The sequence below is a fragment of the Pseudomonas sp. GW821-FHT09H03 genome, from assembly GCF_059415945.1.
In genome coordinates, this window is record NZ_JBWKOF010000002.1 from 363,989 (window position 1) to 378,414 (window position 14,426).

Here is a 14,426-nt window from a genome sequence, read left to right on the forward strand (position 1 = left end):
GTGGGAGCGGGCTTGCTCGCGAAGGCGGTGTATCAATCACAGTAATGTTGCCTGACATACCGCATTCGCGAGCAAGCCCGCTCCCACAAACAGCTCTGCGAGCCGAATTGAAGAGAATCACCATGAGTCAACTGACCATCACCCCCTTGAGTTCTGCCCTCGGCGCCCAGATCAGCGGCATCGACATCAGCCAGCCGCTGAACCTGGAACAACGCGATGTCATCGAGCAGGCGCTGCTCAAGCACCAGGTGCTGTTCTTGCGCGACCAGCCAATCACGCCGCAGCAGCAGGCACGCTTCGCCTCGTATTTCGGCGATCTGCACATTCACCCGATCTACCCGAACGTGCCGGATCAGCCGGAAGTTCTGATTCTCGACACCGCCGTCACCGACGTGCGCGACAACGCAATCTGGCACACCGACGTGACCTTCCTGCCAACGCCGGCCATGGGAGCGGTGCTCAGCGCCAAGCTATTGCCGGAGTTTGGTGGCGATACGCTGTGGGCCAGCGGAATCGCTGCATACGAGGCGTTGTCAGCACCGATGAAAACCTTGCTTGAAGGGCTGACCGCCACCCACGACTTCACCCGCTCGTTCCCGTTGGAGCGCTATGGCAATACACCTGAAGCGCTGGGCCAGTGGGAGGAGGCACGGCGCAAGAATCCGCCACTGTCACACCCGGTGATTCGTACGCATCCGGTGAGCGGGCGCCGTTCGTTGTTCATCAACGAGGGCTTCACCTCGAAGATCAACGAGCTGTCGGAAACCGAGAGTGAGGCGATCCTGAAGTTCCTGTTCGCCCATACGACTCGGCCGGAATTCACCATTCGCTGGCGCTGGCAGCAGGACGACATCGCGTTCTGGGATAACCGCGTGACTCAGCATTACGCGGTGGATGACTACCGCCCGGCACGGCGAGTGATGCAGCGGGCGACGGTATTGGGGGATGTGCCTTTCTTTCGCTGAGCCCGCGGAATTTGTAGTGCCTGCGCTGGCCCCTTCGCGGGCAAGCCCGCTCCCACAGTGGCCGTGTGTTGACCAAGCTCTGAGTCCACCCGAGAAACCTGTGGAAGCGGGCTTGCCCGCGAAGGGGCCAGCGCAGGCGCCAGAATATCTGGCGCCAAACCCCTACTCAGCTGTCGAAGGTTTCTCCCACAGATTAATCCCGCCCTCCTGGGCAAACCGGTCAATCTCCGCCAGCTCCTCAGCACTGAAGCTCAAATTCTTCAACGCCCCGACGTTCTCGATAATCTGCTCCGGCCGGCTCGCACCGATCAATGCCGAGGTGACCCGCGCATCGCGCAACGTCCAGGCCAGCGCCAGTTGTGCCAGGCTCTGGCCACGACGCCTGGCGATCTCGTTGAGTGCCCGCACTTGGGCAATGTTGGCCTCGGACAAATGCGATGACTGCAACGAACCACCGCCCGGACGGTTGACCCGCGCATCCGCCGGCACGCCATTGAGGTACTTGTCAGTCAGTAAACCCTGAGCCAGTGGGGTAAAGGCAATCACCCCTGTGCCGAGTTCGTCGGTCGTATCCAGCAGGTCCTTTTCCACCCAGCGATTGAGCAGGTTGTAGGCCGGTTGGTGAATCAACAACGGCACTTTCCACTCTTTGAGCAGCGCCGCCATTTCACGGGTCTTGACTCCGGAATAGGACGAGATGCCGATATACAACGCCTTGCCCTGCTGTACCGCGGTAGCCAGTGCGCTGGCGGTTTCCTCCAGCGGGGTGTCGGGATCGAAGCGGTGGGAGTAGAAGATGTCCACGTAGTCCACGCCCAGGCGTTGCAAGCTCTGGTCGAGACTGGCCAGCACGTACTTGCGCGACCCGCCGCCCTGCCCATAAGGCCCGGGCCACATGTCCCAACCGGCCTTGCTGGAGATGATCAATTCGTCGCGGTACTGCTTGAAATCTTCGCGCAGCAATCGGCCGAAATTGATCTCGGCACTGCCATATGGCGGGCCATAGTTGTTGGCCAGGTCAAAATGGTTAATCCCCAGATCGAACGCTGTACGTAACAGCGCGCGCTGTGTGTCGATCGGCGTGCTGTCGCCGAAGTTGTGCCACAGGCCCAGGGACAGCGCCGGCAGCACCAGCCCACTGCGGCCCACGCGGCGGTAAGGGATGGAGTCGTAGCGGTTTTCGGCAGCGGTGTAGGTCATCGAATCCTCTCTTGTCGGTCTTGAATCTGGTATCGACTGCTTCGCCAGTCGCCAAGCATACGCTTGGACAAACGCCAGAAAACCCTGAATTCGACTAATTGCTGAAACGTTTCATTTTTTATTTTCAAACGAGTCCGCAAATACCTCCCCCGCGTAAACCTCTGCACCCAACACCGAGACCGCGCCATCGATGGCGACTTCCTTGTTCACCGTATCTGCGCAGGCAGGCCGGGCTCGCGCACTGAACTGCCGCAAGTGGGCGACACCTTTGCCGATCAGCGCCGAGACCTGAAAGCGCCTCGGCGTCACCGTTCTGGTCAGCGCACCAGATGCAGGAACTGCATGTGCCGTTCGTACTGATCGAGGATATCGTTGATGATCTGTTCCTTGGTGTAGCCCACCAGATCGTAGTCCTGACTGCCCTCGCTCAAATGCACCTCCGCCCGGTAGTAGCGGCGATTGTTCAGTTGCTTGGAGCCCATGCCGCCGCGGGCGAAGGACGGCGTGAAGTAGCCGCGCATCTGCACCTGATAAACGAACGGATGCTGATCGCCATGACCGATTTCCAGGCTGACGCTGTCATTGGTCGGGTCCGGGTGAGTCGCTACGTGCAAACCCTTTTCGATGAACACGGCAGACACTTCCTCAATCGCCGGGCGCACCGTCGTATCCAGGAAGCGATAGACCTCATCCCGTGAGGGGAAGTGCACTGCCTGACTCAGACGCTGACGCCAGCCGCCCTTGCCACGTCGGGATCCCGAGACCGGTGCCAGGGAATGCATCTGTGCGATCTGCTTCTGTGATTCCAGGTAGAAGGCCTTGTGCAGCCCCCACATCATCAACAGCAAAATCAGCGAGAACGGTAGAGAGGTCAGCACCACCGCCGACTTCAACGCATCGATGCTGCCGGAAAACAGCAACGCACTGGTCACCAGTGCGGTCATCGCGCCCCAGAACACCCGCAGCCACTTCGGTCCATCTTCATCAGGACTGCCGCCCTTGGCGGAAAGCGTCGACAGCACCACGGTGCCGGAATCGGCTGACGTCACGAAGAACACGAAGCTGATAAACACCGTGACCGCGATCACGGTCTTACTCCACGGGTACGTCTCGAGCAGCAGATACAGGGTCATCGACGGGTTGTCGATGGCCGACATGCCGAGTGCGCTCATGCCGTGGTTGAGTACCTGGTCGATGGCGCTGTTACCGAAAATCGACATCCACGCCAGGGTGAAGCCGAGTGGAATCAGCAACACGCCGAAGACGAACTCGCGGATGGTCCGACCACGGGAAATCCTTGCGATGAACAAGCCCACGAAAGGCGACCAGGCGATCCACCAGGCCCAGTAGAACACGGTCCAGCCGCCCAGCCAGTCGCTGGGTTTGTCATACGCATACAGGTCGAAACTCTTCATCGGCAAGGCGCCGAGGTAATCGCCGAGGTTCTGGATCAAGGTATTGAGCAGGTGCTGGGTGGGACCTGCGAACAACACGAACAGCAGCAGCGCGCAGGCCAGCAGCATGTTGATGTCGGACATGACCCGCACGCCCTTATCGACGCCTGACACCGCGACGATAATCGCCGCGCCCATCATCAGCGTGATCAGGCCGACCTGTATCCACTGGGTGTGGGCGATGCCGAACAGGTAGTCCAGGCCCGAGTTGAGGTGCAGCACACCAAAACCCATGTCGGCGCCGAGGCCGAACACCGTGGCGATGATGCCAAAGCCATCCACCGCATAACCGATAGGGCCATTGATGCGCTTGCCGATCAGCGGATACAGCGCCGAACGCAGGGCCAGAGGCAGATTGTGGCGGTAGGCGAAGTAGGCCAGCGCCATGCCGACAAAGGCAAATACACCCCAGCCATGCAGGCCCCAGTGCAGAAACAGGATCTGCATCGCCTGGCGCGCCGCGTCCGCCGTACCGGCTTCGCCTTGGGGCGGCTGGAGCATGTGGGTCAGCGGCTCGGACACACAGAAGAAAAACAGGGTGATGCTGATACCGGCGGCGAACAGCATGCCGGCCCACGACAGATAACTGAACTCGGGTTCGTCGTGGTCGGCACCGAGCTTGATCTTGCCGTAGCCGGACAAGGCGGTGACCACCACGAAGACCAGATACAGGGTCATCGCCAGCAGGTAATACCAGCCGACCGTGTTGGCCGCCCAGTTTTGCGCCGCCAGTAACCAGGCTCCAGCCTGTTCGGGCATGGCGATGACCACAACGCCAAATAACAGAATGAAACTCGCCGCGAAGTAGAAAACCGGCGGATTCATGCGGACCAGGCCGCTTGCAGGGGTGGGGGATGCACTCATGAACGGTGCACCTCGAAGGGTAGAAACGTGGCTGTGAAAATCGGACTCAGCAAAGGCAAGCCTCCTGTTGTGAGCGGGCGGCGAACCACCGGTTTAACTTGAATGAACGTTCAAGTAAAACATGGATAGGGGGCTAAGGACTAATTTCAAGGCTCGGCGGTACTGCTACTACGCTAGCTCATGGATGCAAAATGAGGTTGCATCCGACGAAGAATCCGGGCGCACCGAATGCGCTGCGCCCATTGTGATACTCAGCTCACTTGACGAGATAACAGGCCAGCGGCCTTTTGCTTGAGGATCTGCAGATCAATGACCGGCACGCGCATTTCCTTGGCCAGTTCATCCCACTGACGCATGCGCAAACTCACGGCACACAAAGGATCCTGCTCGAAAGCTTGTGCCTCGACCGCCGTCATCACCCCGCCCTGATATTCCAGGGTGCGGCGACTGGCTTCGCTCAAGCGCTGGTAGTACCCAGGCTCTTTCAACGTCAAATAACGCTTGGCCTGGACGTGATACTCCACCAGTCTTGCCATGCGTTCGCTGAAACCTGCGCGGCGCAGGTAATCGGCACCCAGACGCTCATGGCTGACCACGCCAAAGCCGCCCATGTTCTCGGCGCTTTCGGCGCAAATATGCCCGATGTCGTGAAAAAATGCCGCCAACACCACTTCATCATCGTAGCCTTCGGCCATGGCCAGTTGCGCGGCTTGGGACATGTGCTCGATCTGCGATACCGGCTCACCGATGTAATCGCTGTCGCCAAAGCGCTCGTACAAACCGAACACTTCGGCAATCACTTGCTCGCTGCGCTCCATCAGATTTCTCCCAAAACAGTGGCTACGTTTTGCTCGGCCATCGCCGGCCCGACGCTCATGCCCACGCCCGTGTGCATGAGTGCCACACTCACGCCTGGCGCCGGACGCAAGAACGAAAAAGGCCCCGGCCCCCGTGAACCATAGACTCCCTGCCAGCGCTCAACCACTTGCACCTTGCAGCCCAACGTTTGCTCGGCCAACTCAATCATCCAGTCATCGACCTGCTCGGCATTGAATGGGGAAGTATCACTGGCGTAATGGTGGGAGTCGCCGATGATCAACTCGCCATAAGGCGTCGGGCTGATCAGCAGGTGAATGCCGTTTTCATGCAAATGCGCTGCATCGCGCAGAATTTCAGCCTGTACTGCCGCAGCTTCCGGCAGATCGGCAAATGCCCCGTAATGCACGCAGCTCAACCCCGTAAGCAGGGCGTGCTGCAGGTTCAGGTTGATTTGTGGACGGGCGCGAAGCATTTGCAGACGGCAGATTTGCGGGTTCAACTCGGCGATCTGCTCGGCGAGCAAGGTCTGATAATCGTGGCCGGAACAGACAATGATTTGCCCGCCATGGAATGTGCCGGCGGTGCTGTGCAGACGGCCCGGTTCGATGTCACGCACCAAAGTCGAAAAATGAAACTCGACACCCATTTCGCGACGCAGGTAGTCGATCAATGCCGGAATCGCTTCGCGGGAATACAGTTGCTGGTCGTCCATGCCGTGCAAGGCGGCGCGATGATGACGGAACTGGCCGCTGTACAAATCCTGCAAGGCGGCGCCACGCAGCAGGTCCACGTTGTAACCGTGTTCCACCGCTCGACCGGCACAGAAAGCCTCCAACAGTTGTTCTTCGGCTTCGCTGCGAGCGAACAGATATGAACCGTTGCGCTTGAGTTGCAGGCCGGCGAGCTGTGCCCATTGGCCCCAGATTTCACGGCTGGCACGGGCCAGTTCCAGCATCGGTCCCGGCGGCTGGCCGGTGACCAGTGCCTGGCCGAAGTTGCGCACAGAGGCGCCCAAGGGCGTAGTGCTGCGCTCGAAAACCGTGACTTTCAGACCGCGTTTGGCGGCGGCATAGGCGTGGGATAAACCCAGGATGCCGGCGCCGACGATCAGCATGTCGGTGTGTTGTGTCATGAAGATTTGTCCTGAATTCGAAACCGCCTTTGCGGGCAAGCCCGCTCCCACATTTGCCTGGTGCGACCCCCGGATCTCCTTCCACTGGAGATCTACTGTGGTAGCGGGCTTGCTCGCGAAGGGGCCATCTCAGCCGATGAAGATTTACTTGGCCGCCACTTTCTCGGACTTGCCGTCATAGCGCTTGCGCCATTCACTCAGGATTTGGTCGCGATTTTTCGAAGCCCAGGCAAAGTCGTTTTTGATCAGGCGCTGCTCATAGTCAGCCGGCAACTCGGTCTGCGGCTTGGCGATACCAGGCTGAGCAAGGACAGCGAAGTTTTCCTTGTACAACTCCATCGCCTCGGGACTTGCCGAGAAGTCAGCCAGTTTCTTCGCCGCTTCTTCGTGAGCTGTTCCCTTGATCACGGCAGTCGCTTCGATCTCCCAGCCCAAGCCCTCTTTCGGCAGGATGATGTCCAGCGGCGCACCCTGGCGCTTGAGTTGAACGGCCGGGTACTCGAAGGAAATACCGATCGGGAATTCGCCGGCGGCCGCCAGCTTGCAGGGCTTGGAGCCGGAGTGAACGTACTGGCCGATGTTCTGGTGCAGTTCGTCCATGTACTGCCAGCCCTGCTTCTCGCCGAAGGTTTGCAGCCAGGCGCTGACGTCAAGGAAACCGGTACCGGACGAAGCCGGGTTCGGCATGACGATCTTGCCTTTGTACTCAGGCTTGGTCAGGTCTTGCCAGCTCACCGGCTTGGTCAGGCCCTGCTTCTCGGCTTCAACGGTATTGAAGCAAATAGTCGCGGCCCAGACGTCCATGCCGACCCAGGCTGGCGGGTTGGCGGCGTCGCGGTAGTTGCCGCCAATCTTGCCCAGGTCCTTCGGCGCATAGGTTTGCAGCATGCCTTGCTGATCGAGGATCGCCAGGCTCGAAGCGGCCAGGCCCCAGACGGCATCGGCTTGCGGGCGGTCTTTTTCGGCCAGCAGCTTGGCGGTGATGATCCCGGTGGAATCACGCACCCACTTGATTTCGACGTCCGGGTTGGTTTTCTCGAAGGCGGCTTTATAGGTCTTAAGTTGTTCGGCTTCGAGGGCGGTGTACACCGTCAACTCGGTTTTCGCTGCGAAGGCGTTCAGGCTGAAAGCGGTGAGGACAGCAGCGGCCAGGGCCAGGGGCTTGAACATGATCTTTTCCTGTTTTTGAGTTGAAGGGTTTTTTTGAGGAGCAGAGAATCAATGACCGGGTGCGGTCTGCCGCCAGGCCTGGGAGCGGCGCAGCAAGCCGCGCGAAGCCCAGGCCAGCAGCAGGGACACACCCGCCGAGGTGAACAGAATCAGGGTCGACATCGCTGCCGCGCCGCCGACGTTGCCGGCGTCGTCCATGTTCAGCACCGCCACCGCCGCGAGGATGGTGTCGGGGCTGTAGAGGAAGATCGCCGCCGAGACAGTGGTCATGGCCGAGACGAACAGATAACGCACGATGTCCAGCAGAGCCGGCAGGCAGATCGGCACGGTGACCCGCAGGTAGTGCCGGTACAGTGGCGCCTTGAGCGACAGCGCAGCGGCTTCGAACTCCGCATCGAGTTGACGCAGCGCGGTGGTGGCAGTCATTTGTGCGGTGGTCAGGTAGTGCGCGATGGTGCAGACAATCAGCAGGGTCATGGTGCCGTAGAGCACGTGCAACGGATTGCCGGTGAGGTTGAAGAAGAAAACGTAACCCAACCCCAGCACCAGTCCCGGCACCGCCATCGGGATGAAACTGAGCATGCGCAGGGCCATGTTCAGTCCACGCTGGCCCTTGGTTTTTTCCATCAGGTACGCACCGGTGAAGATCAGCAGACTGCCAATCAACGCCGTACCCAGTGCCATCTTCAAGCTGTTGCTGTAGGCCAGCCAGCCACCACCGGCGGTTTCGTTGAACTGGTAATGGTTGAGCGAAAGCGACAGGTTGTACGGCCAGAACTTCACCAGCGAGGAGAACACCGCCATGCCGAACACCAGCAGCAGTGCAGCGCAGATCAACAGGACGATGGCCAGGTAGCAACCGTCGCGCAGCTTCGACGGTGCTGGCTGGAACACCTGGGCACGACCACTCATGGAGTCGCCATGACGTCGACGCAACCAGGCGTCGACGCCAAAGCTGAACAGCGCAGGCAGCAGCAACACCATGCCGATCAACGCACCGCGACCGAATTGCTGCTGGCCGACCACAGCCTTGTAGGCTTCCAGCGCCAGGACTTGATAATCGCCACCGACCACCACAGGCACACCGAAATCGGTAATGGTCAGGGTGAACACCAGACAGAACGCAGCGAATACTGCCTGGCGGGTCGCCGGCCAGGTGATGCTGCGGAAGGCTTTCGCCGGACTGGCGCCCATGCTGGAGGCCGCATCGAACAACCGCGCATCCGCCAAGGATAACGCAGAGAGAAGAATCATCAGGGCGTGTGGGAAGGTGTAGATGACTTCGCCGAGCACGATGCCCCAGAAGCCGTAGATATTGTCCGAGAGCAGGCCACGCAACATGCCCTGGTTGCCGAACAGATAAACCAACGCGATCCCCGGCAGCATCGATGGCGCCATCAAGGGCAGCAGCGAGATACCACGCCAGATACCCTTCGCCGGGATCAAAGTGCGTTGCAAGGCGTAGGCAAACAGATATGCCAGCGGTACGACAATAGCCGCCACGCTGAGGGAAACCTTCAGGCTATTGCCCAGTAACCAGTGGAAGTTCTCACTGGTCACCAACTCCCTCGCCGCGATCCACCCCCCACCCTGCCCGGCTTCGGCGCTGAACCCGCGCCAGAAGATCGCCAGCAACGGCATCAACACGGCGAAACCCAGCAACACCAGCAGGAGCACCTTGCCGCCGACCACGAACAGACGATCACCGATCTCGGCATGGGAGATCTGCCGAACCTGCTTACCTGGCAGCGGCAGCGCCATGTTCGCGCTCATCAGGCGAACACCTGCAGGCTGCGCGGTGGCAACGCGACCATGATCTGCTGCGCCCCCAGACGCGGCATGGCTTCAGGCGCCAGTTCAGCCAGCAGTGCATGGCCCGGCAGTTGATCGAGTTCGAAACTCATGCGGCAACGGTTGCCCAGGAAGGTGATTTCGCGAACCTTGGCCGGGAACAGGTTTTCCTCATGCACCAGCGGATTGACGTTGATCGCTTCGGGGCGGCAGAACAACCGGCCTGACGCGGTCCTGGCGCTGCCATCGGCCAGGCGCATGTGCATCCCGCCGACCTGCGCGTGGCTGTCGCTGCTGCTGTGGAATGGCAGCCAGTTGCCCTGACCGACGAACTCCGCGACAAAGGGCGTGGCCGGGCGGTTGTAGATCTCCTGTGGCGTGGCGTACTGCTCGACCTTGCCGTTGTTCATCACGGCGATGCGGTCCGCCATCAGCATGGCCTCGTCCTGATTGTGGGTGACCATCAGGGTGGTGATGCCGAGACTGCGCTGCAGCTGGCGCAGTTCCGTGCACAGATGCTCGCGCACTCGCGCATCGAGGGCGGACATTGGCTCGTCCAGCAGCAACAATGACGGTGCCGGCGCCAGGGCACGGGCCAATGCCACCCGCTGTTGTTGACCGCCGGACAACTGGCCCGGGTACTTCTTCTCACTGCCGGTCAGGCCGACCAGTTCGAGCATCTGACCGACACGACGGCGAACTTCATCGCGGCCACTGCCGGCGAGGCCGTAGGCAATGTTCGCTTCAACGGTAAGGTTGGGGAACAGCGCATAGGACTGAAACAGGATCCCGTAGTCCCGGGCCTGGGGGGCCAGGTGAGAAACATCACGATCGCCGAGGTACAACTCGCCGCTGTCTTGTTTTTCGAGACCGGCGATGCAGCGCAGCAAGGTGGTTTTGCCACAGCCGGACGGGCCGAGCAGACACACCAGCTCACCGGCCGCGACGTCGAGGGAAACGTTATCCAGTGCGGTGAAGGCGCCGAAGCGTTTCTGCACGCCGCGCACCTTCATCGGCGCGCCAGGGTTGGTCAGGGCAGTTGCGATCGAGCTGTTCATGTACGGGCCTCATCTAGCGGATGAAGGCTATCCTAGGGATGTAATGAGTCCGTCATGTGGCAGTAGGGCAAAAACTGCCGATAGTGGTATTCAGGGATTTTGGTTGCCCGGGCTGCCCCCATCGCGAGCAGGCTCGCTCCCACAATTGACCGCGTTCCCCTGTGGGAGCGGGCTTGCTCGCGAAGAGGTCGGCAGAGTCACAGCACGCCCTATGCCGGGGACATTTCCTGCGCCAACCCAAGAAACGCCGCCGGCAAACGCGCGCCTTTGCGCTCCTTGAGGCAGTACAGGTATTCAGGAATCTGCGGTGCATTTTCGATAGTCAGCACGCGCAGTTGCGGATCATGGGGGACTTCCTGGCGGGCGATGATGCTGATGCCGATGTTGCGCAACACCGCTTCACGGATAGATTCACGACTGCCGATCTCCAGCAACGGCCCGAAACTCACCCCGGCGCTGGCCAGCAACTCCTCAGTCAGCCGCCGAGTGGTCGAGCCCGATTCGCGCATCAACAGGGTATGCCCGGCCAACGCGTTGAGCGGCACATGCTCGTGAAGCGCCAGCGGATGATTGCGATGCACCGCCAGCACCAGCGGGTCGCTGCCAAGCACCCGGCGAACCAGTCGCGCATCTTCCAACAACTGCGATGAAGCCGCGACATCGACACGGTAATCCTCCAACGCTTCAAGTACCTGCTGGGAGTTACCGATTTCCACCGAAACTTCCACCTGCGGCAGGCGCTCGCGAAAGGTTTTCACCAGGTCGAGGATGTAATACGGCGCCGTGGCCGCGATGCGCAAGGTGCCCTGCACCTGCCCGCAATTGCGCAGAAAAAACTCAATGTCGGCCTCCTGCTGCATCAGCACCTTGACCATCGGCAGCAGCCGGGCACCTTCATCGCTGACACTGAGGCGGCGACCGCCGCGGTAGAACAGTTCAACCGAGTACTGACTTTCGAGATTGCGAATCTGCGTCGTCACCGTCGGTTGGCTCAGGCCGAGTTTCTTTGCCGCCTGGGTAATACTGCCCAGGCGGGCAACCATGTAAAACGCCTTCAACTCGGCACTCAGCACGCCTGTCCCTCTTCTTCTATTTGCGCAGCAGGCGCAAGCCGTTGAACACCACCAACAGGCTCACGCCCATATCGGCGAACACCGCCATCCACATGGTAGCGACCCCGGCGAAGGTTACCCCAAGAAAGATCGCTTTGATGATCAATGCCAAGGCAATGTTTTGTTTGAGGATGCTCGAGCTCTGCCGCGACAAACGAATAAAACCGGGGATTTTGCGCAGATCATCGTCCATCAAGGCGACGTCGGCGGTTTCGATCGCTGTATCGGTGCCCGCTGCAGCCATGGCGAAACCGATTTCCGATCGCGCCAATGCCGGGGCATCGTTGATGCCGTCACCGACCATACCCACCCGATGGCCCTTGGCGTACAGGGCCTCGATGGCCTGCAGTTTGTCGCCCGGCAACAGGTCGCCCCTGGCCTCGTCAATGCCCACTTGCGCAGCGATCGCCTGGGCGGTGTGGACGTTATCACCGGTGAGCATCAGGGTCTTGATACCCAGCTCATGCAATTGCCGGATCGCCTCGCGGCTGGACTCCTTCACCGTATCGGCCACGGCAAACAGTGCCAACGGGCCGGACTGGTCGAGCAGCAACACTACCGACTTGCCCTGTTTTTCCAGGGCGAACAGTTTTTCTTCCAGCACCGGCGAGCACAGCCCCAGCTCTTCCACCAGACGGTGATTGCCCAGATGGTAGAGCTGGCCATCGATCTCGCCACGCACGCCACGCCCGCCCAGCGCGGCAAAGTTATCCACAATCAGCGGCGTGAATTGTTTATCCACAGCCGCGTTGGCGATCGCCAGCGAAACCGGGTGATCAGAACGTCCGGCCAGCGCGGCGGCAATGGCCGGGGCCAATTCGTCGGCGGTCGGGTCGAGTGACAGGTAATCGGTCTGCACCGGCTTGCCATGGGTGATCGTTCCGGTCTTGTCCAGAGCCAGGTAGTCGAGCTTGTAACCACCCTCCAGGTACACACCGCCTTTCACCAGAATACCCTTGCGCGCAGCGGCTGCGAGACCGCTGACGATGGTGACCGGGGTCGAAATCACCAGTGCACATGGGCAGGCAACCACCAGCAACACCAGCGCCCGGTAGATCCAGTCGAACCACAGAGCGCCCATGAACAGCGGTGGGATCACCGCAACCGCCAGCGCCAGGATGAACACCGCGGGGGTATAGATTTTCGAGAAGCTGTCCACGAAACGCTGGGTTGGCGCCCGGGCACCCTGGGCCTGCTCGACGGCATGAATGATGCGCGCCAGAGTCGAATTGTTGGCGGCAGCGGTCACCGTATATTCCAGGGAACCGGCCTGGTTGATGGTGCCGGCGAACACTTTGTCGCCAATGGTTTTCTCCACCGGGAGGCTCTCGCCAGTGATCGGCGCCTGATCAATCGTCGAGTTGCCCGCGATCACCTCGCCGTCCAGGCCGATGCGCTCGCCGGGACGAACCCGCACCCGCGCCCCGAGCTCAATGGTCTTTACATCGCGGGCCACCCAGCTGCCATCGGCCTGCAGCACCGTTGCCTGCTCCGGGGTCATCTGCATCAGCCCACTGATGGCATTGCGCGCACGGTCCAGGGATTTGGCCTCGATCAACTCGGCCACCGTGAACAGAAACATGACCATCGCCGCTTCCGGCCACTGGCCAATCAGGATCGCGCCGGTTACGGCGATACTCATCAGCGCATTGATATTCAGGTTCAGGTTTTTTAGCGCGATCCAGCCCTTTTTGTAGGTGCCAAGGCCGCCACTGAGAATCGAAACCAGCGCGACGATCGCTACTACCCAGTCTGGCGCGGCGGATGTGAAATGAATCACTTCGGCCAGCAATGCGCCGACACCGGACACCGCCAATGGCCACCATGGCTTTTTACCCGGTGCCGGCGCGAGTGTTTCAACACCCTCTTCCAATGGTTCGGCGTGCATGCCGAGGGATTTGATCGCCTCGACGATGGGTTCGGTGCCGGGCAAATCGTGGGTCACCCCAAGCACCCGATTGATCAGATTGAACTCCAACTGCTGCACGCCGGTCAGTTTGCTTAGCTTGGCCTGAATCAGCGTCTGTTCCGTTGGGCAGTCCATCGCCTCAATGCGAAAACTACTCAGTCGAGCCCCAACCGTTGGCGTCTCGCTCAATTTGACCTGAGCAGGCGCCGTCATTTTGGATGAACAGCAGGAGTCGCCGTGACCGCCATGGTCGTGCGTTTGCACTGCTTGCAGCTTGTGGCTGTTATCGTGATCAGCCCCGGATTTGTGGGAGTGCAGGGAATCGCTCATTGGTCGTGTCCATAAGAGTGCCTGTTGCCTAGTTAAGACCCTGTAGCCACTATAGGGTCAAGCACCTATTTGGAGATTTTCAGGATGAAGATTGGAGAGCTGGCAAAACTCACCGATTGTGCCGTGGAAACCATCCGCTATTACGAGCGCGAAGGCCTGTTGCCACTGCCTGCCCGTAGCGATGGCAACTATCGGGTTTATACCCAGGCCCACGCCGAGCGCCTGACCTTCATCCGCAATTGCCGCACCCTCGATATGACCCTGGAAGAAATCCGCAGCCTGCTGGCCTTTCGCGACAGCCCGCAGGATCAGTGCGAGAGCGTCAATGCGCTGATCGACGAGCATATTCACCATGTGAAAGCTCGAATCGACGGCTTGCTAGCCTTGCAGACACAACTGCTCGACCTGCGCCAACGCTGCAGCGAAGGGCCGAATATCGATCAGTGCGGGATTTTGCAGCAGCTGGAAGTGAGTGGCGCGGTTGTGGCAACCGAGGTGGAGCATTCCCATGTCGGCCGCAGTCACGGCCACTAAAAACCGCGCAAAACCAAATGTGGGAGCGGGCTTGCTCGCGAAGAGGCCGTGTCAGTCGATAGAGATGTTGACTAACCGACCGCTTTCG

General features: G+C 60.2%; 11 protein-coding genes. 2 read left to right on the plus strand and 9 right to left on the minus strand.

Annotation, left to right across the window (positions count from 1 at the left end):
• The first annotated feature begins 122 nt into the window (after positions 1-122).
• The gene (gene tauD / locus AC07OG_RS04310) at positions 123-965 is read left to right on the plus strand and encodes a taurine dioxygenase (protein WP_495066303.1); all 843 of its coding nucleotides are present in this window, start codon (positions 123-125) and stop codon (positions 963-965) included.
• A gap of 162 nt (positions 966-1,127) precedes the next feature.
• Here the strand turns inward: tauD and mgrA are convergent, their stop codons facing one another.
• The 9 genes from mgrA to AC07OG_RS04355 all read right to left on the minus strand — a co-directional run bounded on the left by mgrA (position 1,128) and on the right by AC07OG_RS04355 (position 13,804).
• Entirely contained in the window at positions 1,128-2,165 is a 1,038-nt protein-coding gene (mgrA, locus tag AC07OG_RS04315) for an L-glyceraldehyde 3-phosphate reductase (protein ID WP_060543998.1), read from the minus strand.
• A gap of 317 nt (positions 2,166-2,482) precedes the next feature.
• Positions 2,483-4,444: a choline transporter BetT gene (gene betT, locus AC07OG_RS04320; RefSeq protein ID WP_162237417.1), complete on the minus strand. Its 1,962-nt coding sequence runs from the start codon at positions 4,442-4,444 to the stop codon at positions 2,483-2,485.
• A 290-nt stretch (positions 4,445-4,734) separates the two neighbouring features.
• On the minus strand, positions 4,735-5,301 hold the full coding sequence (locus tag AC07OG_RS04325) for a phosphonate degradation HD-domain oxygenase (RefSeq protein ID WP_060543995.1): 567 nt from the start codon (positions 5,299-5,301) through the stop codon (positions 4,735-4,737).
• Positions 5,301-6,434 (minus strand): TIGR03364 family FAD-dependent oxidoreductase, encoded by a 1,134-nt coding sequence (locus AC07OG_RS04330; RefSeq protein ID WP_218424156.1) that lies wholly within the window; start codon positions 6,432-6,434, stop codon positions 5,301-5,303. Before AC07OG_RS04330 ends, AC07OG_RS04325 begins: the two co-directional genes overlap by 1 nt.
• A 144-nt stretch (positions 6,435-6,578) precedes the next feature.
• Positions 6,579-7,604 carry a putative 2-aminoethylphosphonate ABC transporter substrate-binding protein gene (locus tag AC07OG_RS04335; RefSeq protein WP_060543993.1) on the minus strand — a complete coding sequence of 342 codons (1,026 nt, stop codon included), beginning with the start codon at positions 7,602-7,604 and terminating at the stop codon, positions 6,579-6,581.
• 48 nt (positions 7,605-7,652) lie between these two features.
• A complete protein-coding gene (locus AC07OG_RS04340) occupies positions 7,653-9,377 on the minus strand; it encodes a putative 2-aminoethylphosphonate ABC transporter permease subunit (protein ID WP_218424155.1) in 1,725 nt (574 codons plus the stop codon).
• Positions 9,377-10,453: a putative 2-aminoethylphosphonate ABC transporter ATP-binding protein gene (locus tag AC07OG_RS04345; protein ID WP_060543991.1), complete on the minus strand. Its 1,077-nt coding sequence runs from the start codon at positions 10,451-10,453 to the stop codon at positions 9,377-9,379. The genes AC07OG_RS04340 and AC07OG_RS04345 overlap by 1 nt, the downstream gene beginning before the upstream one ends.
• A gap of 209 nt (positions 10,454-10,662) precedes the next feature.
• Positions 10,663-11,526 carry a LysR family transcriptional regulator gene (locus AC07OG_RS04350; RefSeq protein WP_060543990.1) on the minus strand — a complete coding sequence of 288 codons (864 nt, stop codon included), beginning with the start codon at positions 11,524-11,526 and terminating at the stop codon, positions 10,663-10,665.
• Positions 11,527-11,542: 16 nt separating this feature from the next.
• Positions 11,543-13,804 (minus strand): heavy metal translocating P-type ATPase, encoded by a 2,262-nt coding sequence (locus AC07OG_RS04355; protein WP_495066304.1) that lies wholly within the window; start codon positions 13,802-13,804, stop codon positions 11,543-11,545.
• 84 nt (positions 13,805-13,888) lie between these two features.
• Between AC07OG_RS04355 and cadR the strand changes: the two genes are divergently transcribed.
• Entirely contained in the window at positions 13,889-14,338 is a 450-nt protein-coding gene (gene cadR, locus AC07OG_RS04360) for a Cd(II)/Pb(II)-responsive transcriptional regulator (protein ID WP_060543988.1), read from the plus strand.
• The last annotated feature ends 88 nt before the right edge of the window (positions 14,339-14,426 follow it).

Excerpts from the sequence above, each read along its gene's own strand:
- tauD (WP_495066303.1), top strand. The coding sequence starts at position 123 with ATGAGTCAACTGACCATCACCCCCTTGAGTTCTGCCCTCGGCGCCCAG.
- mgrA (WP_060543998.1), bottom strand. The coding sequence starts at position 2,165 with ATGACCTACACCGCTGCCGAAAACCGCTACGACTCCATCCCTTACCGC.
- betT (WP_162237417.1), bottom strand. The coding sequence starts at position 4,444 with ATGAATCCGCCGGTTTTCTACTTCGCGGCGAGTTTCATTCTGTTATTT.
- AC07OG_RS04325 (WP_060543995.1), bottom strand. The coding sequence starts at position 5,301 with ATGGAGCGCAGCGAGCAAGTGATTGCCGAAGTGTTCGGTTTGTACGAG.
- AC07OG_RS04330 (WP_218424156.1), bottom strand. The coding sequence starts at position 6,434 with ATGACACAACACACCGACATGCTGATCGTCGGCGCCGGCATCCTGGGT.
- AC07OG_RS04335 (WP_060543993.1), bottom strand. The coding sequence starts at position 7,604 with ATGTTCAAGCCCCTGGCCCTGGCCGCTGCTGTCCTCACCGCTTTCAGC.
- AC07OG_RS04340 (WP_218424155.1), bottom strand. The coding sequence starts at position 9,377 with ATGAGCGCGAACATGGCGCTGCCGCTGCCAGGTAAGCAGGTTCGGCAG.
- AC07OG_RS04345 (WP_060543991.1), bottom strand. The coding sequence starts at position 10,453 with ATGAACAGCTCGATCGCAACTGCCCTGACCAACCCTGGCGCGCCGATG.
- AC07OG_RS04355 (WP_495066304.1), bottom strand. The coding sequence starts at position 13,804 with ATGAGCGATTCCCTGCACTCCCACAAATCCGGGGCTGATCACGATAAC.
- cadR (WP_060543988.1), top strand. The coding sequence starts at position 13,889 with ATGAAGATTGGAGAGCTGGCAAAACTCACCGATTGTGCCGTGGAAACC.